Annotated in this window: 21 protein-coding genes and 5 pseudogenes; 5 read left to right on the top strand and 21 right to left on the bottom strand. The window is 43.5% G+C overall.

What is annotated here, in order from left to right:
• Nucleotides 1-29: 29 nt before the first annotated feature.
• The 7 genes and pseudogenes from V5G28_RS04625 to V5G28_RS04595 all read right to left on the bottom strand — a co-directional run.
• Nucleotides 30-707 (bottom strand): annotated as a pseudogene (locus V5G28_RS04625) (two-component system sensor histidine kinase RppB); the annotation flags it as partial.
• A pseudogene (gene rppA / locus V5G28_RS04620) lies at nt 685-1,308 on the bottom strand (two-component system response regulator RppA); the annotation flags it as partial. The pseudogenes rppA (V5G28_RS04620) and V5G28_RS04625, both read right to left, overlap by 23 nt.
• Before the next feature lie 206 nt (nt 1,309-1,514).
• A pseudogene (locus V5G28_RS04615) lies at nt 1,515-1,979 on the bottom strand (IS630 family transposase); the annotation flags it as partial.
• A 27-nt stretch (nt 1,980-2,006) separates the two neighbouring features.
• Complete coding sequence (locus tag V5G28_RS04610; protein WP_336229756.1) at nt 2,007-2,393, bottom strand: helix-turn-helix domain-containing protein; 387 nt, start codon at nt 2,391-2,393, stop codon at nt 2,007-2,009.
• A 254-nt stretch (nt 2,394-2,647) separates the two neighbouring features.
• Nucleotides 2,648-2,740: pseudogene (locus V5G28_RS04605) on the bottom strand (DNA-binding response regulator); the annotation flags it as partial.
• Between the two features lie 40 nt (nt 2,741-2,780).
• Nucleotides 2,781-3,263: a DUF2808 domain-containing protein gene (locus V5G28_RS04600; RefSeq protein ID WP_336229754.1), complete on the bottom strand. Its 483-nt coding sequence runs from the start codon at nt 3,261-3,263 to the stop codon at nt 2,781-2,783.
• Between the two features lie 190 nt (nt 3,264-3,453).
• Complete coding sequence (locus V5G28_RS04595; protein ID WP_336229753.1) at nt 3,454-3,930, bottom strand: DUF2808 domain-containing protein; 477 nt, start codon at nt 3,928-3,930, stop codon at nt 3,454-3,456.
• Nucleotides 3,931-4,262: 332 nt separating this feature from the next.
• On the opposite strand from V5G28_RS04595, the gene V5G28_RS04590 reads away from it, so the two are divergent.
• Complete coding sequence (locus tag V5G28_RS04590; RefSeq protein WP_071838516.1) at nt 4,263-4,484, top strand: hypothetical protein; 222 nt, start codon at nt 4,263-4,265, stop codon at nt 4,482-4,484.
• Between the two features lie 547 nt (nt 4,485-5,031).
• Here the strand turns inward: V5G28_RS04590 and V5G28_RS04585 are convergent.
• Nucleotides 5,032-5,184, bottom strand: a pseudogene (locus V5G28_RS04585) (cation diffusion facilitator family transporter); the annotation flags it as partial.
• 106 nt (nt 5,185-5,290) lie between these two features.
• On the opposite strand from V5G28_RS04585, the gene V5G28_RS04580 reads away from it, so the two are divergent.
• On the top strand, nt 5,291-5,536 hold the full coding sequence (locus V5G28_RS04580) for a hypothetical protein (protein WP_336229751.1): 246 nt from the start codon (nt 5,291-5,293) through the stop codon (nt 5,534-5,536).
• A gap of 249 nt (nt 5,537-5,785) precedes the next feature.
• Here the strand turns inward: V5G28_RS04580 and rppB are convergent, their stop codons facing one another.
• The 9 genes from rppB to V5G28_RS04535 all read right to left on the bottom strand — a co-directional run bounded on the left by rppB (nt 5,786) and on the right by V5G28_RS04535 (nt 19,751).
• Nucleotides 5,786-7,186 (bottom strand): two-component system sensor histidine kinase RppB, encoded by a 1,401-nt coding sequence (rppB, locus tag V5G28_RS04575; protein WP_336229749.1) that lies wholly within the window; start codon nt 7,184-7,186, stop codon nt 5,786-5,788.
• Nucleotides 7,176-7,877 (bottom strand): two-component system response regulator RppA, encoded by a 702-nt coding sequence (gene rppA / locus V5G28_RS04570; protein ID WP_336229747.1) that lies wholly within the window; start codon nt 7,875-7,877, stop codon nt 7,176-7,178. The genes rppB and rppA (V5G28_RS04570) overlap by 11 nt, the downstream gene beginning before the upstream one ends.
• A 279-nt stretch (nt 7,878-8,156) precedes the next feature.
• Complete coding sequence (locus V5G28_RS04565; protein ID WP_336229746.1) at nt 8,157-9,146, bottom strand: RNA polymerase sigma factor, RpoD/SigA family; 990 nt, start codon at nt 9,144-9,146, stop codon at nt 8,157-8,159.
• Between the two features lie 40 nt (nt 9,147-9,186).
• Entirely contained in the window at nt 9,187-9,975 is a 789-nt protein-coding gene (locus V5G28_RS04560) for a CemA family protein (RefSeq protein ID WP_336229744.1), read from the bottom strand.
• Nucleotides 9,976-10,326: 351 nt separating this feature from the next.
• On the bottom strand, nt 10,327-11,253 hold the full coding sequence (locus V5G28_RS04555) for a cation diffusion facilitator family transporter (protein WP_336229743.1): 927 nt from the start codon (nt 11,251-11,253) through the stop codon (nt 10,327-10,329).
• Nucleotides 11,254-11,255: 2 nt separating this feature from the next.
• Complete coding sequence (locus tag V5G28_RS04550) at nt 11,256-11,600, bottom strand: DUF190 domain-containing protein (protein ID WP_336229742.1); 345 nt, start codon at nt 11,598-11,600, stop codon at nt 11,256-11,258.
• 113 nt (nt 11,601-11,713) lie between these two features.
• On the bottom strand, nt 11,714-14,833 hold the full coding sequence (locus tag V5G28_RS04545) for an efflux RND transporter permease subunit (RefSeq protein ID WP_336229741.1): 3,120 nt from the start codon (nt 14,831-14,833) through the stop codon (nt 11,714-11,716).
• A gap of 132 nt (nt 14,834-14,965) precedes the next feature.
• On the bottom strand, nt 14,966-16,687 hold the full coding sequence (locus V5G28_RS04540; RefSeq protein ID WP_336229740.1) for an efflux RND transporter periplasmic adaptor subunit: 1,722 nt from the start codon (nt 16,685-16,687) through the stop codon (nt 14,966-14,968).
• Between the two features lie 265 nt (nt 16,688-16,952).
• Complete coding sequence (locus V5G28_RS04535; protein WP_336229738.1) at nt 16,953-19,751, bottom strand: heavy metal translocating P-type ATPase; 2,799 nt, start codon at nt 19,749-19,751, stop codon at nt 16,953-16,955.
• 133 nt (nt 19,752-19,884) lie between these two features.
• On the opposite strand from V5G28_RS04535, the gene V5G28_RS04530 reads away from it, so the two are divergent.
• Together V5G28_RS04530 and V5G28_RS04525 are read left to right on the top strand one after the other, a co-directional pair.
• A complete protein-coding gene (locus V5G28_RS04530; protein ID WP_336229737.1) occupies nt 19,885-20,289 on the top strand; it encodes an ArsR/SmtB family transcription factor in 405 nt (134 codons plus the stop codon).
• 460 nt (nt 20,290-20,749) lie between these two features.
• Complete coding sequence (locus tag V5G28_RS04525) at nt 20,750-21,394, top strand: TMEM165/GDT1 family protein (RefSeq protein WP_336229735.1); 645 nt, start codon at nt 20,750-20,752, stop codon at nt 21,392-21,394.
• A 152-nt stretch (nt 21,395-21,546) separates the two neighbouring features.
• On the opposite strand, the gene V5G28_RS04520 is transcribed toward V5G28_RS04525, so the two are convergent.
• A complete protein-coding gene (locus V5G28_RS04520) occupies nt 21,547-22,458 on the bottom strand; it encodes a cation diffusion facilitator family transporter (RefSeq protein ID WP_332988378.1) in 912 nt (303 codons plus the stop codon).
• 206 nt (nt 22,459-22,664) lie between these two features.
• On the opposite strand from V5G28_RS04520, the gene V5G28_RS04515 reads away from it, so the two are divergent.
• The gene (locus V5G28_RS04515) at nt 22,665-23,258 is read left to right on the top strand and encodes a hypothetical protein (protein ID WP_336229732.1); all 594 of its coding nucleotides are present in this window, start codon (nt 22,665-22,667) and stop codon (nt 23,256-23,258) included.
• Nucleotides 23,259-23,263: 5 nt separating this feature from the next.
• Here V5G28_RS04515 and V5G28_RS04510 read toward each other — a convergent pair whose 3' ends face one another.
• The 3 genes from V5G28_RS04510 to V5G28_RS04500 form a co-directional block, all read right to left on the bottom strand.
• The gene (locus tag V5G28_RS04510) at nt 23,264-24,430 is read right to left on the bottom strand and encodes a hypothetical protein (RefSeq protein WP_336229730.1); all 1,167 of its coding nucleotides are present in this window, start codon (nt 24,428-24,430) and stop codon (nt 23,264-23,266) included.
• A gap of 320 nt (nt 24,431-24,750) precedes the next feature.
• Nucleotides 24,751-24,942 carry a CbtB domain-containing protein gene (locus tag V5G28_RS04505; RefSeq protein WP_336229728.1) on the bottom strand — a complete coding sequence of 64 codons (192 nt, stop codon included), beginning with the start codon at nt 24,940-24,942 and terminating at the stop codon, nt 24,751-24,753.
• A gap of 227 nt (nt 24,943-25,169) precedes the next feature.
• Nucleotides 25,170-25,349, bottom strand: coding sequence for a hypothetical protein (locus V5G28_RS04500; RefSeq protein WP_336229726.1), 180 nt, complete (start codon nt 25,347-25,349; stop codon nt 25,170-25,172).
• Nucleotides 25,350-25,420 lie beyond the last annotated feature (71 nt).

Genomic DNA, 25,420 nt, shown 5'->3' with positions numbered 1-25,420 from the left:
GTGTACCTCACTAGACCGGAAAACGCTATATATGACCTATCAATTGGTCGCATCGCCAAGCCTGCTAGCCACCAACTAGAACCGCCAACGAGGAGTACCGTAATTGGCAGTCCCAGCGCCAAAACCAATTTTAAAGCAGCGAGACGATTATCAAGTTCTTTGAGAGAGCGCCCCACTTGTATATAGCCCCAAAGCTGATTATCTTGAGTGTGCAGGGGCAGAGACATTTGACTGTAACGATTGCTTTGTGAGTCAAGGACTGTTTGCCGCACTTGTGTTGTTTGCACAAGGGGCGGCAATTCGTTAGGTTGAAAACCTGCCACAGCAATTAACTGTCCCGAAGCATTTACAAAACGGATATAATACTGTTTATCTTTGTAAAGAGCATCAACAATGCCGTGTTCTGAGTGGGCAAGTTGATTGTGGCTAAAGATTTTTTGGGTGGGACAGCTAGAAGAAGCTTGACAAATATTTGGTAAAACTAACTGAAAAACTGGCTCCGTGCGACCGGGCTTTTTCAGAGTTGCTTCAATCACATTATGCAGTGTGACTGTTACAGACTCCAGTTCCCGATTGATAGAAATCAAGTAAGCTTGGATGATTACCTCATATACGGCGAAACCGCATAGGGACATAATCAGACCCATAACCCCTGCATACCAAAGAGCAAGCGTTGCGCGAGTCTTATGAAACAGTTTCATCTGCATTGTTAGGATTAAAACGATAACCCATGTTGGGGACAGTTTCAATGAAACCATCACAACTATATTCCGACAGTTTGCGTCTTAAAAGCCGGATTTGAGCAGCCACCACATTACTAATACGTTCTGCGCTGAAGGTATAAAGATGACTCAAAATTTGGTCACGGGTAACAATGACGTTGGGACGTTTCATGAAGTATTCCAGCAGATGGAATTCCTTCTTTGTTAAAGTAATGATTTGCAACTCACCATTAGGGTGCTGACGAGAAACTGTACAACTACCGTAGTCTAGGATGAGACAACCAACTTGAAGTTGCTGAGGTTGGAATGAGGGCGATCGCCTTTGCAAAGCCCGCAACCGCGCTAGCAGTTCCTCCATGCCAAACGGCTTCACCAGATAGTCATCAGCCCCTGCATCTAGTCCAGCGACCTTAGCTTCCATACTGTCTTTTGCTGTTAGCATCAGCACGGGCAAAGAGTAGCCGCGAACCCGTAAGCGCTTGCACAGTTCTAAACCTGATATTCCTGGCAGTAACCAATCAAAGATTGCTAGTGTATATTGCGTCCATTGGTTTTCTAGACAACTCCAAGCTTCATTCCCATCTATCCCTCTTCTGTCACTCTCCGGGAGGGCGATGGCTAGAAGCCTTATGAGGCAATCAATACAAGCTATACTATTAGAAAAAAATGGGTCTTGTATTTGTTATTAGAAAAGAATCGCGCGATCGCTTGCTATGTAGAAGCTCTAGAATTCAGAAATGGCAAATGTTTTCGGAGAGTGACAGAACAGGGCTATAGCCATAGCCAGCTTCATTAGGACGCTGCTTGCTTGAGAACGACTTCGATGGCATCGCGTAAATGATCTGAGTTGGGTAATAGTTTGCGAATCCGACTTTTCAACCACGCCCAACACTTTTCAATCCGATTGAGATCCGGAGAATAGGGCGGCAGATAGACCAACTGACACCCTGCGGCTTCAATCAATTGGGCAATCCGACCACCATGATGAAATGTCGCATTGTCTACAATCACCCACTCACCCGGATGCAACACTGGAATTAAGCACGTTTCTAGCCAGGTCTCAAACACGGTGCGGTTGCATGCTCCCTCGACCGTAAATGGCGCAATCAATTGACCATCTCGGTACCCGGCGATCATATTAATGCGTCCCTGCCGCCGACCTGATTTGAGGTCGTAGAACCGTTTTCCTACGGGTGAGTACCCGTAGCCGTAGTCCGAAGCGTTCATCCATGCCGGACTCATCGACATACACCAGGTGAGGCGCTTTCGGGTTCTCGAGTTGTTCTAAGAAGGCAGCCCGTTTGGCTTCATCCCGTTGGCAATACCCGTATGTTTTTTTTTACGGGTATTGCCAATCTTCTGTAATGCTCGAGAAATCGTGCGCTGACTAATCTCCTCATCCCATAGCTGTGCCATCTCCGTTTGGGTTTTATCCCCATGCACTTTGACAAAGTCCCGAAACTTCTCCCAATCCCTGATTTTGCCGTTCTGTTGGGATGCTTGCCTCGGCTTTGGCTTAACATCACCCGTTTCGGCTTTGCGTTGGAACCACAAGTTGATTGTATTGCGACTGATATTGAATAGTCGGCTCGCCTCACTTTTCTTGAGACCGTCCAACTCAATCGCTTGTATTACTTTTTGCCGCAAGTCATCACTGTAAGGTTGAGCCATTGAAATCGGGTAGAAGTGATCGCAATCATTATAGTCTACGTCCTAACCTGGCTGGCTATAGCTATAACCCTCTTCTGTCACTCTCCGAAAACTTTTGCCATTTCTGAATTCTAGAGCTTTTGTATAGGTTGCGATCGCGCGATTATTTTCTAATAACAAATACAAGACCGATTTTTTTCTAATAGTATAGCTTGTATTGATTGCCTCATAAGCCTTCTAGCGAGCGCCCCCCCCGGAGAGTGACAGAAGAGGGATAAAACCCAGTCAACAATATATTTTTCCTTGCTCAATTTGCGCGCTACTGACGCACCCAGGTCTGGCTCATCTTCAACTAGCAGAACTTTCATGTATAGCGTCTGTGCTTCTTTAAGTTACCATAAGTTACCATCAATGATTACGCAGTCGAGCTACACCAATCGGTAGCTCTGCATTATTACCTTCTAGTCTTGCAGAAATTCTATATAGCTTATCACCCGTGGTCACGGCGGATTTTTTTACCTTATTCATGTTTATAGTAAGTATAGTGCCGGGGGCAACTGGAAGAGCGAATGCTAGTATAACTTTTTTGTCATTAATAGAAACATTGGCATTAATTTTTTTACCAGACTGGTCAGATACATCAATATTATCTCTGACAGTTATGTGAGATGGAGCTTCGATAGTTAGCTGGGAAAGAGCCTTGCATTGTTGGGGAATTTCTAATCGTAAGGTATGTCTGAGAATTCTCCAGTGGCGAATGCCTTGAGGAGATTCGTTTAAGCTAATGACATGAGGAGAATTAAGAGATTCTGTTGTAGGATGTGCATAAGTACTAGAAACTGAAACTGTCAGTGTTAAGGTGACAGCAGCATAAATGAGTGTTCTTTTCATTTCACGACGCCTCTAAGCAATAAAGTAGGTCAATCAACCATCAGAGTCGTATGCAGGCGAATGACACTGTTACTCAATAGCTTGGCAGAGCGAAATGAAATTTGGATGAAATTTTAGCCTGTTAAAGGTCATTTTTTAAAAAATAGGTACAATTGCTGAAAAATCAGCGCTTGTCGTTAGAATTTATGAATTAAAATGTGGGAAATTGAGCGACACCTACCGGAATTTCTTTGTCACTGCCAACAACTTTAGCTGAAATGTTGTAAACAGAAGCAGAACCTTGAACTGGTTGTCTGACTTTATTAAGTTCAATGAGCAGCTTAGTGTTAGAAATAATTTTCTCAGGAAAATCTATTATGATTCTTCTGCCATGTGCAGAAACGTTAATATTGATTTTTTGACTATTCTCATTCAACACATTAATATCATTGCTTACAGCTACAGTGGATGGAACATCAATCAGAATCTGGTCAAGAGGGTTTTTATCTAGGGGAATGTGTACTCGAAAAGTATGTTTAACAATCCGCCAACCGCTAGAAGGAAATTCCACATTATTATCTACATTGGGAACCCTACTATTATCTATCTTTGTAGTTGCATAGCTAGCAGAAATTAAAGCTGCGGTTACTAAAGTGAATGCAGCAGTGTATATCAAAATTTTGTTCATCTTAACTGTCAAAGCAATAAAGGATGACAACCATATTGCAGATTTATTCTTGGTGCATAAATCTTTCCTTAACTAGGATGACAGGTCACTATGAAATTAAGATGAAATTTTGGCGGTTTAATAAAAATTACTAAATGAGTTATACCATTTCACGCTTAGACCTGATACAAATGATTGGTCTCTAATTCTTTACCCCTGCAAGAAAGTTCCCTGCAAGAAAGCTGCCCACCATGTTCTAACCTTAAAGTGAAACGGTATTACAGTAGATAGCTAGAGTTCAGTAAGTTCGCCACGTTGTAACATGGGTACGAGTAGCATGATCTTGGCTTCTAATGACACTTGAGGATAAAAACAGGTACAAAAAAATAAAAGCTATGGTCTTGGCTGGGGTAGCGACCGCTGCCATAGTCCTTGGTGTAATAGCATTAGTGTTGAGAAAAACTTCTTTTTTACCTTCATCAACAATACAGCCACCTACAGCACCGTCATCATTGCCAGCTAGTGAACATGATGACGATAACGACAATGATGATCACGATGATGACGACGATTAAACAGTTGTCCTGTTGGGAGAAGTTTTGGTATCTAGACAACCATCAGGTGAAATAATATCATTTTGTTGTATTCTTGTCAATCATTTTTTTTTATCTTTCTGATAGATTTTAACAATTGCGTTTATTCGTGCGGATTTCTAGACTGAAATAAACCTTGGTTTATTTTGGGGTCACTATATGAATTGCCAACAGACAAGTGCAGACAAGCAAGTGGCTGGTAAATCAAGAGCAACCAGAACTCATCCCACTTGTATGGAACTTGTTATTAAATGCCTACGCCGCCAACGATATACAAGTGCTTTATTAGTCAAAGAAATAAATTTATACAGTTCATCTACTGTCAATAGCTGTTTAAAAAAGCTTAGAGATGCCGGATTAATAGGCGCTGTATGGGATAGCAGAAAAGCAAGTTTTGTTTATTACAACATTAAGCTTTGATGTCCAACTACTTATCTCCTGTGGTCTCGTCATAGATTTTGCAGTTTTGACGATTTATGTTTGCAGTTTGCTACAAATATATATCATAAATTTGAAATATTTTTTATACTCATACGACATTCTCTTGAGCAAGAGGACATGGATAACTCGGATCGCCACTTTCTATTTGAAGCGTGGTGTGTTCAATGCCAAAATGGTCGTGCAGTTCTCGATTGACCTGCACTAAAAAAGCATCGCCAGGAAACCCTGTAGGCATTACCAAGTAAAGGTCAATTGGCACAGCAGTAGCGTACTACATATGACCATTAGCGTGAGCAACGACATTTTTATTTTAAAATCTCTTGCACAGCAAGGATTTTAGGCGTTATGTGGCGGCAAACGTCAGCAACGGTTATCTTACCCCAAATGGTAGAAGAATCATAATAAATTTCCCTGAAACACTTATTGCTAACACCAAGCTCTTAATTGAATTCAACAAAGTAAAACAACCAATTAATGGTTCTGCTTCTGTTTACAGCCTTTCGGCTAAAGCCGTTGGCAGTGACGCAGAGATTCCTGTAGGTATAGCTCAGTTTTCTACATTCTCATCTATAAATTCTGACAACAAGCACTGAAATTTCATCTTAATTTCATACTCACCTGTCATTCTAGTAAAGAGGATGTAAAACGACGAGATCTTGGTAATAGTTATGTCTACCGCTTCAGGGCTAAATTTGCTGGCAGTGATGCAGAAATACCTATAGGTGTAGCTAGTTTTCCTATCCATCATTAACCCTATCGTTATCTAGTAATAAATCAGTGTAGGTACTAATCTTGCCAAAGTTTTTTATGAAAAAGTTGATTAACACGGGCGCAGTCTTTTTTCAGTAACTTCTTCGGCTTCTTCGGATGTTTGATAACGGGGTCACTATTAAGGGCAATTGAACGATGAAGGTGCTACCTTTACCAAGTTCGCTTTGCACATGGAGGCTACCGTCGTGAGACTGAACAATTGCAGTCGCGATCGCCAGTCCTAATCCTGATCCACCAGTGGTACGCGAGCGATCGCTATTCACCCGATAAAAGCGATTAAAAATCCGCTTTTGCTCACCAGGTGCAATGCCAATCCCAGTATCTTGAACCTCAATCACAGCATAACCGTTGTTGCGTTTGAGAATGACAGTGACATAACCGCCTGCTGTGGTGTATTTTATGGCGTTAGCAATCAAATTAGAAAGCAGCCGTAAAAGTTGGTCTTCATCCCCCATCACATACAACTGCTGGTGACATAACACGGAAGATGTTAGCTTCAAAGAAGCTGCACTCGCTAACGCGGAAAACTCTTCTATAAGGTCATTAATCAAAACGTTGAGACAGCAAGGTTCCCATTGTGTCGCCAGTTCTTGTTGATCCAATCGAGACAGTAGCAGTAAATCACCAACCAGTTCAGCGAGTCGGTAATTCTGACGTTGAATAGATGCCAGGGTATCTCGTGCTTCTGCAAGAGACAAATGCTCCGTATCAAGTACAGTTTCTACTGTTGCATTAATTGCTGCTAGAGGGGTACGCAACTCATGAGAAGCATCAGACGTAAACTGTTGCATTTGTTTGTATGACCTGTCAATGCGTCGCATCGCCAACCCCGCTAACCACCAACTAGAACCACCAACGAGGAGTACTGTAATTGGCAATCCCAGCGCCAAAACTAATTTTAAAGCAGCGAGACGATTATCAAGCTCTTTGAGAGAGCGCCCCACCTGTATATAGCCCCAAACTTGATTATCTTGAATATGCAGCGGTAGAGACTTTTGATTATAACGATTGCCTTGCGGGTCTTTGAGTGTTTGCCACACTTTTGTTTGCACAATCGTTGGTAATTCGTGAGGTTGGAAACCAACTACAGCAATTAACCGTCCTGAAGCATCGACAAAACGAATGTAATACTGCTTATTTTTGTAAACAGGACTAAAGATACCGTGTTCAGCAAGTATGTGTTGGCTTTGCCTAAAAATTTTTTCTGTAGGACAGCTAAATTCAACTGGACAGATATTGGGTAAAACCTGTTGGAAAACTGGCTCTATACGACCAGGTTTTTTCAGAGTCGGTTCAATGACATCATGTAGTGTACCTGAGACAGACTCTAGTTCTTGGTTGATGGAAAACAAGTAAGTGTCAATGATAATCTCATAAACCACGAAACCGCATAGAGTCAAAATCAGACCCATAACTACTGCATACCACAGAGCGAGCGAAGCGCGAGTCTGACGAAACAGTCTAATTTGCATCGCTGGAATTGAAACGATAGCCCATACTGGGAACGGTTTCGATAAAATCATCACAACCATGTTCTGACAATTTACGTCGCAACAGTCGGATTTGAGCCGCCACCACATTACTAACACGTTCCGCATTCAACGTATAAAGATGGCTCAAAAGTTGCTCGCGGCTAAGAATTTGGTTGGGACGTTTCATGAAGTATTCCAGCAAATGAAATTCTTTCTTGGTTAAAGAAATAACCTGACTATTACCATTAGGCTGTTGATAGCAAGCTGTACCACTACCATAATCTAAAATAAGACTACCAACTTGAAGTTGTTGAGGCTGAAACTGGGGCGATCGCCTTTGCAATGCTCGCAGCCGCGCCAGCAGTTCCGCCATGCCGAACGGCTTGATCAGATAGTCATCAGCCCCTGCATCCAGTCCAGCCACCTTATCTGCCATACTGTCTTTAGCTGTAAGCATCAGCACGGGCAAGGGGTTGCCATGAACCCGTAATCGCTTGCAGAGTTCTAAACCCGATATTCCTGGCAGTAACCAATCAAAGATTGCCAGTGTATATTGCGTCCATTGGTTTTCCAGGTAACCCCAAGCTTCGGTGCCATCTAAAACCCAGTCAACAATATATTTTTCCTTACTCAATTTACGCTTAATTGACGCACCCAGGTCTGGCTCATCTTCAACTAGCAGAATTTTCATAACGAGCAGATATACCTTTGAAGTTTGTTCATCAATAAACTCTGAGCGTAGTCACACTAATAGATAGGTCTGTATTAATGTCAACGATAAGAGCGGAAATTTTGTATAGCTTATCATCAGCAGTCGTTACTGCTGTTTCTTACGTTGTTCATTTCAAGAGTCAGCATAGTTCCAGAAGCAACTGGAATGACACTATCGTTTAATAGTTTGACAAATTGGGATGAAATTGGGATGAAATTTTATACTGTTGAAGCAGATTTTTCCAAAAATGGCGGACTACTAGCTACTGATAATATACTCCCGTAGATTTGCTTGACGGTAGCGGAGGTAACTGAGTGCTTGTCGCTCTACATAACGAACTCTTCGCCAACTAAGATTGAGCTGTTTAGCCACCTGCACCTGTGTGAGTTCATAACCATCCTCCAAACCATAGCGTAGAGTTAGGATTTGTTGCTGCTGGGGAGTTAGTTCTGTCAGTAAAGTATAGATATCTTGACACAGGAAATCTTGAGTTATGCAGGTTTCAGGTGACACTCCTTGAGCTTCTGGTAAAAGGTTTTGCAATTCAGTGTCCTCATTATCGCCCACTTGTTTGTCTAGCGAGACAGGTTGACGACTCATTATCAGAAGTTCACGGATTTGGGCAGGATTTAATTCTATTTGTTGTGCAATTTCAGCCACAGTGGGACTGCGCCCCAATTTCTGAGATAGTTCTGTTTGCACTTTCTTGAGTTTGTTCAACTTTTCGCCAATATGAATTGGAAGTCGAATAGTTCGTCCTTGCTGAGAGATTGCCCGTGTCATTGCTTGACGAATCCACCAGTAGGCATAAGTCGAGAACTTGTAGCCGCGTGTAGGGTCAAATTTCTCTACACCGCGCTGCAAACCTAGCGTTCCCTCCTGAATCAGATCCATAAACTCTAAATTTCGCTCCTGATATCGCTTGGCGATGGAAACCACTAAGCGTAGATTCGCTTCTATCATTTTTTGCTTTGCCCATGTGCCACGCTGAAAAATTCCCTTCAATTCTGCTTCAGTTAGCTGAACGTACTCAGCTAGCTCTTTTTGGGTTGGTTCATGGTTGTGTTGTCTTTTCAGGGCTTCCCTTTTGTTTTGCAACGCTATCATCTGTTGCACCTGCTTGCCATAAAAAATCTCTTCCTTATGGGTTAACAATGGTACACGACTAATTTCTTGCAGATAAATTCCAACTATATCTCTCGTGAATTGAGCATTTGGAGTTTTTGTTCTGGTGTTAGATATTGACATGGTTGTAGTATTTGTTGTGTCAAAAATTCGGACAGAAAAATTATTCATTCATGTTGCGGTAGGTAGCGACAGCGGAAGGAGAACTGCGGTTAAGGTAACGAAAAATCCAATACTTGAAAATAGTATCCATTGTCACTGGAACTGTAGCAATAAACAGAGAGATAAAATTCTTGTTTTCTGGAATACCAAAATGACTTAAGATATTTTCTAAAATTATTTCCCAACCATAAGGAGAGTGATAACCAACAAATATATCTGTAGCGATAATAATTAAAAAAGCTTTAGCAGAGTCACTTAAACTATAAGTTATGTCGCTGGCAAAAGACTTGAGAATAGATAGCTGTTGCTTACCTGTAACAATTAAAAAGATGAACGTGGCTGCTGTGAGTATATCTGCGAAAATATTTGTCACTGCATTAACACTTTTCGTTTTATATTCTTCTTTCAGAGCAATAGCTTTTTCCTTAAGTTTACTTTGTCTCATCTCAGTAGAGAGTTTTGGAGTTTTACTAATTCGAGCTTCAAAGTCAAGGACTTGCTCAAATCTTTTCAGTTCAGCCAAGGCTTTTTCTTCTTGAGAAGGGTTTAAGAAAACAACGGATTGCCCTTGGCTCCAAAATTTCTTAACTAAGGGAGTAATGACAAAGTTTCTAGAAAGTTGATTAACTAAGAGGGGAACTACAATCAAAATTAATAAAAAACGGGTAGAGTCAATTGTTTGACGACGAGAAGTGCGAAATTCTTCAACAACCTTTGCCTCGGCATTTGGCTCTAACGTCTGCTGAAATTTTCTTAGAGTCCGTAAGATAGAGCGGGGAAGAAAGTTCATCTTTTTAGATGATGACCTTGATTTCATCTGAATTTTTAATCGGTATCCAAAAGTATTGTTGTACTAATGAATGAGTGACACAAGTAGGAATAGAGAGCGATAAAAGTTAAAGCTTAAATCTCTAACCTCTACTTTAGAAAATCAGAATGAAATTAAGATGAAGAATGAGGCGATTAAACAATATTCACCCAAAAGTCAGTTGTAATAATTTTACCATTCCGATTGGCTAGCTCGTGTTAAGTATTGGGTAGGTGAAAAACAATGACCACAAAGCAGAGTTACTGCACCAAATACAACCTTATCTGAAAACAATGAAATCAGGATGAAATATTAACTGTCTCAAGAGTTGGTTCAAACGACGTTATCTTGAGCAAGAGGACATGGATAATTCGGATCGCCAGTTTCTATCTGAAGCGTGGCGTGTTCAATGCCGAAATTGTCGTGAAGTTCTCGATTTACCTGTGTGAAAAAAGCATCTCCAGGATATCCTGCAGGTATAACCAAGTGAGCCGTGAGTGCTGTTTCGGTGGTACTCATTGCCCAAATATGTAAGTCATGAACACTACTCACACCAGAGAGTTCAGCTAAGTACGTACGAACTGCAAGCGGTTCAATACCTGCTGGTACAGCATCCGTAACTAAATTCAAAGATTCCTGGAACAGTTGCCAGGTGCCAACTACAATTACTACAGTGACAATTAAACTCACGGCAGGATCGAACCATAGCCAGCCAGTGGCAATAATTGCAATACCAGCCAGAACAACCCCTACTGATACCGCAGCATCTGCAACTAAATGTAGGAATGCGCCTCTAATGTTCAAGTCACTCTTACGCCCTGATAGGAACATTAAGGCACTTATCGTGTTAATAGCGATTCCTATAGCTGCTACTGTAATTACCGTTCCCCCTGCTACCGGAGCAGGTTCACGAAACCGTAGAATTGCTTCCCAACCAATACCCCCAGAAATAACTAGGAGAAAAGCGGCGTTCAATAGGGCAGCCAAAATTGAAGAGCGACGCAACCCGTAGGTGCGGCGTGGTGTCGGTCTGCGACGAGCGAGAATGCTTGCTCCCCAAGCAAATAGTAGTCCTAGAACGTCACTGAGATTGTGACCTGCATCAGCAACCAGAGCAAGGGAGTTAGCAAGAATGCCATAAACTGCCTCAATGATGACAAACCCAGTATTAAGCGCGACGCTGATGATAAAAGCACGGTTGTAATTACCGCTTCCGTGGTCGTGTCCGTGACTGTGACTGTGACTGTGATTATGAGCCATGATTACTGCCCTTGAAGCGTTACCAACGGGGAGAGAACTTCTATGCTCTGACAAGTGACAAACTTATCTTTAAGCATATCTTTGACTAAGGAAAAAAATTCGGTTATTACAGTCTCACTATCAATAACCGTAATTAATAGCGGTAGCGCAGAAGACTCAGAAGATGGGTCTAGCTCATTTAGAGTACGAGAAATACCATGTTTGCCATATCCAGAAATTGCCCGCATTATCGTCACCCCTGTTAATCCCTGTTGGCGAGCTATTCCAAACAGAACTTGGTGTAGGGGTTGGTGTTGCCAATAATCAGACTCGCTAACATAGATAGTCAGTTGTTTCCATGCTGTCATAATTATTTCACTTATCAATGTGTTATGCAAAGAAATTCCTCACTTACACTGAGAATAAGGAGACGGTAAAGGATATAAAATCATCAGCCCTGTAAGATATGATTTAAAAAACCTCATACAGTGGAACCTTGGGTAACTTCAATATTTTGTGTTGGTTTAGTCTTTTTCGGAACCAAAAACTTACGAAACAGCATATAGCAAGCCGGAAGCACAAGCAAAGTTAAAGCAGTCGAGGTAAACAAACCACCTAAAACCACAATAGCTAGTGGCTGAAGGATTTCTTTTCCAGCTCCACTACCAATAACCAAAGGCACCATACCCAGAGCTGATGATAGCGCTGTCATCAAAATCGCAACTAGCCGTTCCATCGACCCTTCCATCAAAACCTCGTGTAAAGGCTGTCCTTGTGCCAATCTGTGATTGTAGTTCTCAACCAACAACAGTCCGTTACGTGCCGCTACACCAAATAGAGTAATAAATCCTACCATTGAAGCAACGGAGATAATACCGCCAGTCAAGGCAACAGAAATCACACCACCGATTAACGCTAAGGGTAGATTCACCAAAATCATGATGGTTGCAGGAATTGACTTGACGGCAAAGTAAAGAAGTACTGCAATAGCAACAAACGCTAATCCCCCAGCCCAAATTAAAGTTTTCGTGGCTCCTTCTTGTGCTTCAAATTGACCACCGTATTCAATAAAATATCCAGGGGGAAGTTGCACCTCTTGCTTAACCTTGTCCCGAATATCCTTAATTACAGAACCCAAATCTCGCCCAGCCACGTTACTGGATACAACAATATACCGAGAAACATTTTCGCGGTTGATAGTATTGGGACCAGTACCATAGTCAATTTTTGCGACTTGAGCCAAGGGAATTTTCTGTCCGTTGGGTGTATCAACTAATAAATCACGGATGATTTCTATATTGTTACGGTAGCTTTCTTGCAACCAAACAATCATGTCAAAGGTTTGTTGCTGATCTAAGACTTGAGAAACGACTTTTCCATTGAGAGCAGTTTCAATCGTTTCTGATAGTTCCCCGATGGTCAAACCATAGCGAGCAGCCGCATCCCGGTCAAACTGAATTTGCACCTGTTTCATTGGTACTTGGGGTTCTAGTTGCAAGTCTGCTAAACCAGAAATCTTACTCATAGCTGATTGTACTTTTTGACCGAGGGTACGAAGTTGTTCTAATTCCAAACCGAAGATTTTGACGGCGATCGCACTTCTTACCCCCGACAGTACCTCATCCATACGGTGAGAAATAAAACCACCAATATTAGGTACTACGCCGGGAATTTTCTCAAATTCCGAGCGAATCATTTCAATAGTCTTGTCCCTATCTTTTGCCCCCTCTTCACTCAGTTGCACATCCAGTTCCCCAGAGTTGACACCAGCCACCTCGGTATCGCCTTGAGCGCGTCCAGAGCGGAACTGAACAGCTTCAATCCGAGGGTCTTTTTTGAGAGCTTCTTCTATCGCTAACCCCACTTGATTAGTAGCACCTAGAGATTCACCAGGCATAAGAATGGTAGCAATCACTAAGGCGCGGTCTTGAAATTCTGGTAAAAAAACTTGTCCTAAACCAAGTAGAATTACCATTGAAGCTACAATCCCAGCGATCGCTGTTGCCAAAATAATCTTGGGGCGACGCATAGAAAATTTCAAAGCTGGACGGTAAAGCCGATGAGCTTGTCTTTCTACCCAGGTTTCTGTACTGGGCAACCTTGTTTTTACCAACAGTAGGGCGCACATTGCTGGGGTTAATGTCAGCGCTACCAAGGTAGAAGCAGCAATTGACAGCAGATACGCTAAACCCATTGGTGTAAAAATTCGACCTTCCACACCAGAGAGGGCGAAAATCGGTGCGAAGACGACGGCAATAATAATTGTGGCAAAGAGAACGCTAACGCGCACTTCCACCGAACCATTGAAAACGACTTGCAACGGTGGAATCGGATTTCCGGCAAGTTGGTTTTCTCGTAAGCGGCGGTAGACGTTTTCCATATCAACAATTGCGTCATCCACCACCGAACCAATAGCTACCACCAGTCCACCCAAAGTCATGGTGTTAATGCCTTGTCCCGTCCAGTTGAGAATCATCATCCCCAGCAACAAGGACACGGGGAGGGCGCTCAAACTAATAACGACCGTGCGCCAATTCATCAAAAACAGAATCAAGATGACGGAAACGATGATAGTGCCATCGCGCAAGGCTTCTTCAACATTCTTAATAGACGCTTCAATAAAATCTTCTTGGCGAAACGTAGTTGTAATTTTGACATCTTTGGGCAGACCGGCTTTAATTTCCTCTATTGCTGTCTCAACTGCCTTTGTGACTTTTGGTGTATCCGCAGTTGGTTGCTTATTGATGGTCAAAATTACTGCTTTCTTGCCTGCAAAACTGCCATCGCCACGTTTGAGTGCTGCACCAATTTGTACGTCAGCCACCTGTTCTAAGAGTACAGGTGTGCCATTTTTAGCTTTAATAACTGATTTCTTTAGCTGCTCAATAGATTGAATCCGCCCTACCCCTCGAACCAATGTCTCTTGGTCGGGAGTTATTAAAAATCCTCCTGGCGCATTGGCGTTAGCAGCCTGTGCCGCTTTAGTGACATCATCTAGAGAAACATTAAATGCTCTTAGTTTCGCTGGATTAACCAGCACTTGATACTGACGCTCGTCTCCACCAAATATGACAATATTACTAACACCAGGGACAGCTAGCAAGCGGTTTTTTACTTGCCAGTTGACAATACGCCATACGTCCATTATTGGAGTGGTTTCGGAGGTGAAGGCGTATTTGACAGTCCATCCTAAAGCAGAACTAACGGGAAGAATTTCTGAATCTTCTACGCCTTGCGGTAGCTGGCTGCGTGCTTGTTGCAATCGTTCTGTCACCAATTGGCGAGCGCGGTAAATGTCCGTATCCCAGCTGAAGGTAGCTCTTACAGCAGAAAGACCTACAGCTGAAGAGGAGCGTAACGCTTCAAGTCCGGGAGTTCCGTTGATTGCACTTTCTATGGGACGAGTCACCAGCGACTCTACTTCTTCTGGTGCAAGTCCTGGGGCTTCAGTCATAATTTCGACTTGTGGCGGAGAAAAGCTGGGAAACACATCCAGCGGCATTTGAGTCAGGACATTAAAGCCCCAAAGAGATATGAGGATGGAAGCAAGAACTACCAGCCAGCGCTGGGCGATAGACCATTTAACTATAGAATCAAGCATATATTGATTTTTAAATAGGTAGAGTCACAAGGAATTTAGGGGATAAAATCAATCTTCAAAACTTACTTCTCCTCCTCTGCCTTTTTCAACAACTATCCATTTGGTAACAGCATTCGTCATAGTTATTTCTCATCAGTGGGGCTGATGAGGGTTTTCACGCTCCTCATCCTGTTTAGCAGAAGTAGATAAGGTTGGCTGCTTGTGGTTATCGATATGAATTTCTGTTTCATAAGGAGTCGCGTCGTACTTAATGTTGTCCATCGCTACTATCCGGGAACGGGTACGACGACTAGACCAGAAACTACCTGTCATGAAAGCACCAGTGGCAATTACCGTTCCTCCCAATGCTCCGATTAACCATAAAGGTAGCCCGAAGTTGTGAGCTTCAGCCTTAGTCTCTTCTGAATGCGAATTCCCTTGTTCCTTTTTCTCCCCTTCCTTATGCGAATGCTCTTCTTCCTTAGATTTACTATCACCCCGCAAAGACTGTGCATAAAGTTGCGGCGCACGTTGGGTGACAATCATATCCCCCTCTAATAGACCTTTGGTGACTTCTACGAAATCCCCAGACGTTTGACCTAATGTCACTTCATGTGACTCAAAAGCATTATCTTTTTGTTGTACGTAGACCATTGTTTTATTATTTGCCTCTACCACAGCAGATTTGGGAATTGCTAAGGTAGCTGCCGATTTTTGGTCTGTTAAAACTTCTAGTTCTGCAAACATCCCTGGCTTGAGAACTCCACCGGGATTATCTATTTCGGCTTTCACAGGGACTACCCGTGTTTCGCCTTCCACCACCGAACCTACCACGGCAATTCGTCCAGTGAAGGTGCGATTAGGCACAGAAGCCACATTCAAGCTTACCCGTTGACCCGTCTTTACCTTTCCCAAGTCTTTTTCATAAATATTTGCAGTGGCATAAACCCGACTGTCATTCACAATCGTCATCAATTTGCCACCTGCATCCTCGAAGGATTGACCAATGGTAACTTCTCTGTCAGCCACCCTGCCAGAAATCGGAGCCATCACCGTCACTAGTCCCTTAGCATTAGCACTATTTCCTAGTTGTTGCAACCGAGTTTCATAATTAGTATTACTGAGTTGAATACGTTTTTTTGCTACCTCAACGGCTGATTGAGCACGTTTGAGTTTATTTTCAGCATCAATAACGTCCCGGCGGCTTGAAGCTTTGGTCAGTTCTGCTTTGGCTTCTGCCAGTTGGGTTTGGGATTCTAGGGCGTTGCGACGGGGGAGAGCGCCTGCATCAGCTACTACTTTATCTTTCTCATACTTTTCTTGAGCAAAGGCTACCTGACTCTGTGCAGAGGCTATTTCCGATGCGGCTATCTGCTGATATTTTTCATAGTTTTGTTGAGCTAGTTGTAAGTCAGCTTGCGCTTGCTGCAAATCAGCCTGACCTTCAGCAAGTTTTTCCTGAGAGTTTACCCGCAGTTCCACCAAGTCAGGACTGGTGACAACAGCTACGGGTTGACCTTTTTTCACGACTGCACCAGGTTCTACCAACAACTCAACCACTTTCGCCTTAGAAATTGGGGTAGTCACTTCCACTTTTTGACTAGGCAGAGTTTCAATTTGACCAGTGGTTTTAATTCCCACAGCTAGCTGCTGACGTTTCACTGGCTCGACTTTGATTCCTAGCTGTTTAGCCGTTGAGGCATCTACTTTAACAGATCCACCACTTTGACTGGTTTCGCTTCCTCCTTGAAATTCGTCTCCGTCTCCACCATGGGCTAAAACTACTGTGGGAGCAGTTAACAGGAGCAGGCTCAGGAGACCTCCAGAAATACAACGGAGCGTCGTAGATGTTTGGCAACGTTCAAGGTTGTGCATTATCAGGAATTTCCTTAAGTACTGAGGAACTAGAGTAATAGCTTAAGTTTGGCATTTGCGTCCTGCTATAGTTGCTGAGTGTTGGGGAAGGATAGCAAGTTTTTCATCCTAATAGGACTGCCCTTACACTAGTTTTCCACATGGGAATGAAATTAGTGTGAAATTTTCGGCGTTCCTTCAACAAATATGCTAAAATTTAATATGGCGTTAAGATTATTAGTTCAAAAATAATCTTGCCCCATATGGCTCTGTTGCTACTTTACCCCTAATTCTCAACAGTCTTTGTTCTAAATAGCCGCATTCCATTTGCAGTCACAAGCAGAGAGGTTCCTGTATCTGCTAAAACGGCGATCGCTAACCCAACAAAACCAAAAGTCCCTAACAGCAGGAATAAACCCTTTGTTACCAAAGAAAAGACCACATTCTGTTGAATGACAGATACAGTACGGCGGCTTAAATCCACAGCATAAGCAAGCCGTCTGAGGTCGCTACCGACTAGCACAACATCTGCTGTCTCCAGGGCAATATCGATTCCACCAACTGCAAAACTAATATCCGCAGTTGCCAAAGCAGGAGCATCATTAATACCATCTCCAATCATACCTACCACCCCTGTTCGACGCATCTGTTCAATTGCTTGAAGCTTATCTTCGGGTAACAACTCTGCTCGATACTCTGTAATTCCTACTTGTTGGGCAATCTGCTTGGCAACAGCAGTGCGATCGCCCGTTAGCATTACCAACCGCTTTAGCCCAAAGCGCTTGAGCTGTCGCACCGCCTCCGTTGCTTCTAACCGCAGTCCATCCGAAAGGGCGATCGCTCCCAATAATCCTTGAGTCGTTCCTACCAGCACTGGGGTTTGACCGAGCTGTTCAATTTCAGCCAACAGAGATTCAGCTTCACCAGACAAGCGAATACCAGAGTCTGTGAATAACCGTCGATTGCCAACAAAGTATAAAACTTCACCAAGGCTTGCCTGAATGCCTTTACCAGGTAAGGCTGTGAAGTTAACAGGTGTTTCTAACTCTATCCCTTCTAAGCGAGCGTTTGCTACAATTGCCTTTGCTAGTGGATGTTCTGAGAATTGCTCAAGGGAAGCTGCAATCCGTAACACTACATTTGTACTTACCTTCCCAAGGTCATAAACTTCCTGCACAACGGGTAAACCTTGTGTAAGGGTGCCAGTTTTATCAAAGGCAAGGCTAGTCAGATGCCCGGCTGTTTCCAGTGCATTACCCCCTTTGAATAATACTCCCTGCCGAGTTGCAGCACCGATGGCACTGACAATCGAAACAGGAGTAGAAATCACCAAGGCACAAGGACAGGCTATTACGAGCATCACCAGCGCCCGATAGAGCCAAACATTAAAAGATTGGGCAAACGCCAAAGGTGGAATGACAGCAATAGCGATCGCTATCAAAATCACAATCGGGGTGTAAACTTCTGCAAATCGATCCACCCACTGCTGCGTGGGAGCGCGACTTCCTTGGGCTTCTTCTACCAAATGAATAATTTTAGCAACGGTCGTATCATTAGATGTATGGGTAACTTTAACTTCTAAAAAGCCTGACTGATTTAACGTCCCAGCATAAACCGTATCGCCTCTTTCTTTATCTTCTGGGATTGACTCTCCTGTAATCGGGGATTGGTCAATAGCGCTTGTACCAGAAACGACAATACCATCTAACGCCACGCGCTGTCCTGGTCGAATCGTCAAAATTTCTCCCACTTGAACACTTTCAACAGGAACTGTAACTTCTTTACTCCCCCGCTTAACCGTAGCAGTCGGTGGCGTTAAATTCATCAGGGCGCTGATTGCATTGCGCGTGCGACCAAAGGTAAAAACTTGCAGCGTTGTGCCTAAAGAGAACAAAAACAGGACAAGCGTTCCTTCAAACCAATCCCCTAAAATAACTGCCCCAATAACTGAAATCGTCATCAGCAGATTCATATCAGCGCGGCGCAAGCGCAACTCAAACAAACCAGCCCGTGCAATGGGATAGCCAGCAACTACTATACCAACACCATAAAAACCCCGTGCTATCCAGACGGGTAGCGCTAAATGTTGAGCAAGTAAGCCCAGAATTAACCCTACTCCCGCTAAAATGACACTCTGTCCCCGGCGGTTCGCAATCCAAAATTTCCAGGTTGCTGAGTCGTGTTTTTTCGTCGGTTTGGCGACTGGATGAGCGTGGTTGTGGTCATGATTATGGTCGTGGCAATCGTCGTGGGTATGATGGTAGGAACTTGCCTCAAGACTCTCCTCAACCGTATATCCCAGACCTTTAATCCGGTCGTAGACTGCTGTTTCACTTACCAGTTGCGGGTCGTAGGATAGTTGCAATCGTTGGGTGGCAAAGTTAACCGATACATCTGTTACCCCTGCCATTTGCTGCAAGCCGACCTCAATCGTCTTAGCACAACTGCCGCAATCCATTCCGTTTACTTTCACTTGTAGCTTTTTAGCACAAGCCACTTCAACGTGTTCGTGGTCATCATGTTCGTGGTCGTGGTTGCTAGAACAGGAATGAGAATGATGGTGCGGCTCTACCTCACGACTGTGTTCAACCGTATAACCTAAAGCTCTAACCTGGTCATAAATTGCCGTCTCGCTAAGGAGTTGCGGATTATAAGATACTTGCATTCTTCCTGTAGCAAAGCTGACCGATGCCTCCAAAACGCCTGTTATTTGCTGCAAGCCAACTTCAACTGTTTTGGCACAACTGCCACAATCCATCCCCCCGATTTGTGCCTGTAGCTTTTTAGCAGGTACCACCTCAACATGGGTGTGGTTGTTGTCACAGCAGTGGGTGTGATTATGCGGCTTTGCTTCACCACTCAGTTTAACCGTATAACCCAAAGCAGTTATGCGATTTCTAATTTCAGTTTCGCTCAAGAGCTTAGTGTCATAGGAAACTTTGACTTTTGCAGTTGCAAAGCTAACAGTTGCTTCTGTTACACCGCGTAATGAAAGCAAACTGGCTTCAATTGTCTTAGCACAGCTTCCGCAGTCCATACCATCAACTTGTAAAAGCTGAGTCTTGAGAAAAGGAGTTTGAGTCATGGCAGCTTTAGAGAAAGGACTACAAAGTTAACTGCCAATATTCTAATACAACAATTGAATAACTATTCAACTGTACAACTGTACTTATTTTAGCTACTATTGAAATTGAGAACCATTTTCTACTAAGGACACCATGAACAAGCGCAAGACAAAGCAAGACTTGGATAATCTCACGAATTCTGATGCACCAAAGTGTGACACTCATGTGGTACATCTAGATCATGTACGCTCCTCAAAAGTGCAAATTCTGCCAACAGACAAAGCACAACAGATGGCAGAAGTTTTTGGAGTGCTGGCAGATACAAACCGCCTACGCCTTGTATCAGCTTTGGCTGACCAGGAGTTGTGTGTTTGTGATTTAGCCGCATTGACGAAAATGACGGAATCAGCCGTTTGTCATCAACTGCGATTATTAAAAGCCATGCGTTTAGTTAACTACCGCCGGGAAGGTCGAAACGTCTATTACAGCTTGGCTGACAGTCATCTCCTCAACCTGTATCGCTGTTCGGTAGAACATTTAGATAAGTCAAACGGTTAGACGCCTGATTGCCTGATTGTAAAGACTGCCGTAAGTTTCAAAACCATTTTTTTCGTTCATACTTATGAGAAAAAAGTGAATTGAAAATGAAACAAAATTTTCTAAAAATGAAAGAAATATGAAAGAAAAATATTCTCTGTAAAGCTTCTAGCTCTTAAAGTTCTTAAAAAGATTTCGTTTTTTTCAGTTTCTTAATGTTATGATAAATCCTGATTGAAGGGGAGTAGCTGCTGGTTACTTGCTCAACCAGTTGCCCAAATCAACATACTGGCAATTTGCCTGGTTTGGGTAGTAAGTTTTTGATATTTAGCTCAATCTAAAAATAGGATTGAGTTAAGTATTTAGGCTTGAGAAGCGAGACCAACACTCGAGTTCACATCTGAATGTGAGCTTGGTGAAGTGTTGGCACGCTCATCAGGCTCACTCAGATGAATTACTGTCAATTCTGAGGAGACTGAGTGTGCTAGCAGCGTTCACAGCAGGTTTATTACTAATTACAATTTCTGAGTTGGGTGACAAGACTTTCTTTATTGCCGTCATCCTGTCAATGCGTCATTCGAGGAAGCTGGTTTTTGCTGGTGTGATTGGGGCATTAGCAGCAATGACGATTCTGTCGGTTGCGCTTGGACAAGTTATTGCCTTTTTACCCAAAATCTACACCCACTATGCAGCCATTGGACTGTTTTTGCTGTTCGGTATCAAGCTGCTTTATCAAGCAAGCCGAATGTCAGCATTTGCTGGCGACGAGGTTGTTGGAGAGGCAAAGGCAGCGGTTGAACAGAGCGAAAAGAATCTCAAAAACAGTAGTAGTACTCTGGCGGTGCTGATAGAAAGTTTCATCATGACTTTTCTAGCTGAGTGGGGCGATAGCGAAGCGCTGCTGCTTTCAGCAGATCGCACTCAAATTGCTACAGTCACGCTAGCAGCATCCAACAATGCATTAGGGGTTACTCTCGGTGCCGTCTTGGGACACACTATCTGTACTGTGATTGCTGTAATGGGTGGACGTTTAATTGCCGGAAGAATTTCTGAACGCATGGTCACTGCTATCGGTGGGGTGCTATTCTTAGTGTTTGCGGCTGCGGCAATTTGGGAAGGAGCTTAACCAAATCTAAATGTAGCGAATCACACTACTACACAAATACCAACAGTGAGTTGCAACACTTGCAACCACTTCATCAGATCCAAAGGTTAGTAGATTTCTCTAGGTTTTTATCCAACCATAGTTGGATAGTAATTATCCGATCATCCTTGCATCTACTGATTACTGGGACGCTCCAATTCCTGATCTTCCCAAGAGGCTGGATCTTCCAGAGGTTCGAGGTGCGTTGTAACGTGGGTTAGAGGCAGTGCCCTGCTGATGGCAAGCTCAATCGCTTCGCACAAATCATGCCCTTGCTGCACTGTCCAAGCTCCAGGCACAAGGACATGGAATGAAACAAATCGGCGCGTTCCAGCAATCCTGGTTCGCAGAGCGTGGAACTGAATGTCCTGGCGTTTATACTCGTTGAAAATAAGGAGGATTGCGTCAATTTCTTCTTTAGGCAAAGCTGCATCCAGTAACGCGCTACCGGTTTCCCGCAGCAAACGAAATCCTGTCCAAACAATATTTGCTGCCACCAAAAGTGCGACAATTGGGTCAAGCACCAGAGCGCCTGTTACCTTGACGAGGAAAATTCCAAGTACGACACCACCTGAAGTCAATACATCGGTGAATAAGTGGTGTGCATCAGCCCGAAGTGTAATAGAACGTAATCGCCGTCCCGCCCGTAGCAAGACAAAGGCAACAACGCCGTTGATGGCTGTTGCAAACAGCGAGAGTGCCAACCCCAGTCCAAGTTGTGTGAGTGGTTCTGGATGCAGCAAGCGTCCCCAGGCTTCAAAAGCAATGCTAATGGCTGCCACTACAATCAACGCACCTTCTGCACCACTGGAGAAGTATTCAGCTTTGGAATGCCCAAAGGTGTGTTCAGCATCGGCTGGTTTGGCAGCATAGGTCAATGCCCACAGTGCCACCACTGCTGCCACTAGATTTACAATTGACTCAATCGCATCTGAAAGCAGCCCCACTGACCCCGTTAGCAGGTAAGCTCCAAACTTCAGGGCGATAGTGACGATTGCAGCGGCAATCGACAGGAAAGCGTAGGAGCGTGCTGTTCGACTACTCATCACGGTTACTCAACGCTGATTCAGAGCTAACAGTAACAAACTCTACAAGAATCGTCATCAGCCCTTAGGCTCCTACTGAGTGGCTCCTACACGTCTTATCAAAGTTGAAACGGAAGTTTTAATTGCTCTTATAAATAAAGTGAAGTTTGACAGCTTGTCTTTTGACGCAAGCAGTTACTTTATGGCAAAGTTTTAAATAAAATTTTATGCCTCACCTATCAGGTATCAATCAAACTCTAGGCTGGACACTGTTTCTAGCCTCATTTGTTACGCCTGCTGTAGCCCACAACATTCAGGTATCAGGGGATGTGGCAGCCACCTGGCACATTGAACCTAACCACAATCCCAAAGCTGGGGAACCTGCCAGAGCTTGGATTGCCCTTACTCGTAAAGGAGGGAAAATCCTGCCGCTGGAGGAAGCTAATTGTCAAATGGCTGTTTACTCCCAACCTCGCAAAGGGGGCGACTCACCAGTGCAAAAGCCTGCTGTCAAACCTATTGCTGTTGAAAAATATCAAGGTATTCCCGGAGCGGATATTGTCTTTCCCAATACTGGAATTTATCAGTTGGAGTTAAGCTGCACTCCCAAAACAGAAGGCAATTTTCAGCCGTTTCAGTTGAAGTATGATGTCACGGTGGCAGCTAGTGCTAATGTAGCATCCCTTCCATCCAAGCAATTAGCCCAGTCAAAGAAAACTAGCGCAACTAAACAAGGGTGGAATATTCCTGCGCTCGCAGTATCAGTAGTCTTAGGACTGGGCATTTTGGGAATATTGGTACGGCATATGGTAAAGCGCTAGTGCTACTAGTTTGTCCTTGCTTGTGGCTTGAGCTTCGACTGTATCAGCAATCCAATCACCATACCAATGCCCACAAAAGCAGTAAAGTAAAATAAACCAAGCAACCGGACAGACATTGGTGGTGCAATCCCCTCTACTTCAACTGACTGTGCCACTTTCACTGGTGTAAATTGACGCAATAATCCGCTTAGAGGAGTTGCTTCCACCTCGACTTTATGAGGTGAACCATCAAAAAATTGTTCCTGCCATGTTAATTTACCTTCAGAGTCAGCAACACCTTTGTAGGTAAAAACTGTTAAACCATGTTCCAGAGCGATCGCCTTTACGTGCAACGCTACATCTTTGATGGGTTGTCCTGTAGCGGCATCTTTCACCTGTAGCGTTAAATTAGCAAGTTTTCCAACAGTCGCATTTTTATCTCCCTCAAGCTGGACTTCCACCCCCTGAGATTTTTGGACTGATGGTGCAATAGCTTCTGTACCGCTATTGTGTCCGCTGCCATGAGCTTCTGCGACTTCTGCACTAATATTGATAAACAATAGAGTAACTATAGCTATCACTGTTAAGCCACTTAATAACAGACGCACTGACTGCGGCGCAATTTCCCCTTGTCGCAGTTGTTCTTGTCCGCCAATAACCCAACCACCTAACAATCCAACTGAGAGTAAAATAGCTGCAACGACAGCAAAATATTTATATTTGACTGGATTTTCCCGGACATTCAGATTCAAGGTTTGCTCGTAGGGAGCAAAAGCATTTGCGATTAAAGGTGATACATTCACCCGCAGTTGGTAGTTACCACGGATGGGTAACATCTGTTGAATTTCTAGCTTACCAGCAGGTGCAACTGCCTTCATTTGCAGTAGTTTTGTTCCCTCGACAATCGGAAAATCTGTTGTCAACAACGGATTCGTCGGCGGTGTCAGAATTTGTAAGCTAATGAGAGCATTTTCTAACGGTTTACTCGCAGCATCAACAGCAAGGAATGTTAGAGTAACGGGAGATTGTTCTCTTTGTGCTTCTGCTTCAAAGGGGATAATACGTTCTAGGGGTGGGTTGGTGGTGAGTAGCACTTTGGGTGCAGGGGTTTGAGAAACTCCTACAAAGGAATAAAGAATTGACAACACGATGCAAACACCACTGATAACCCCAAACAGTCGATATTTTTTCATAAAACCTTACGGGAAGTGCAAAAATCTTGTATATGAGTGCGACTGACACCTTGACAGTAGCAGGTGAAACTTACCCTATCTCATGAGCCTTTATTGAGTGTGGACTAGAGGAATTCCAGGAAAAAATTGGTTAGAAATCAGACATGATATGACATCAAGAGAAGGCGATGTAGAGAAAGGATACAAAGCATCTCTACATAACCTAAAATTATTTCCACCTTAAACATTGGCACGAAATCCGTGCCATTGCCTGCGCCATTAGTTTGTTGGGTATCAAAGCATTGCGTAATATCCCTAAAAAGTAATGGAATTATGACAATTTAGTGACACGCAACGCCTAAAGTGTGATGACGCACTGAGTGTGCTGTGTTGTGAACCGCAGGATAGGTAGAGAAGAATACAGTCCAGATCGTAAGAGTTGATAGCAGCATATAAAGCGTTACCTGCACAGGCTTGGATAGGGTAACATCTGCGGTTTTCTGGAACACTGAAGGACGAGAAAAAGCAGTCATTTTTGACCTCCCATAATTAATTTGGGTAATTCATCAATCAAAGGGTATTCTGCCGCTTGATTGCAAAAAGATATACGATAAGCGTTCTTCTTGACAAGAGTGTATAAAATACACTGCAAAAGTTGTGCTTCTCTACACAAAAAAACAAGAAAAGCATTTTTGAGAGCAGGGGGAACACCTCTGAAAAGACGATATTAGGAAGGTATTAGTGCCAAAATTCCTTTTTTCTATGTTCTCGGCACATACATGATAATCAATACACTCAGTAACGCCAAAAAAGCTCCGAGCATATCATAGCGGTCTGGAGCTACCCCATCTACCTTCCAACCCCAAAGCATTGCCATTGCTATAAATACGCCGCCTTTTCCAGCATAAACTGGTTCTTGGCAGCTTTTGGTGATCAACACGGAAACTCGTTTTAAGGCAGAGGGCAGAGGGCAGACGGCAGAAGGAGGGAGAAGGAAGAAGGAAGAAGGAA

This window comes from Scytonema sp. PRP1 (assembly GCF_036697665.2).
GTDB classification, from domain to species: domain Bacteria; phylum Cyanobacteriota; class Cyanobacteriia; order Cyanobacteriales; family Nostocaceae; genus Kalymmatonema; species Kalymmatonema gypsitolerans.
Note: the sequence above shows the minus strand (reverse complement) of the source record. Positions and strands in the feature narration are given on the sequence as shown.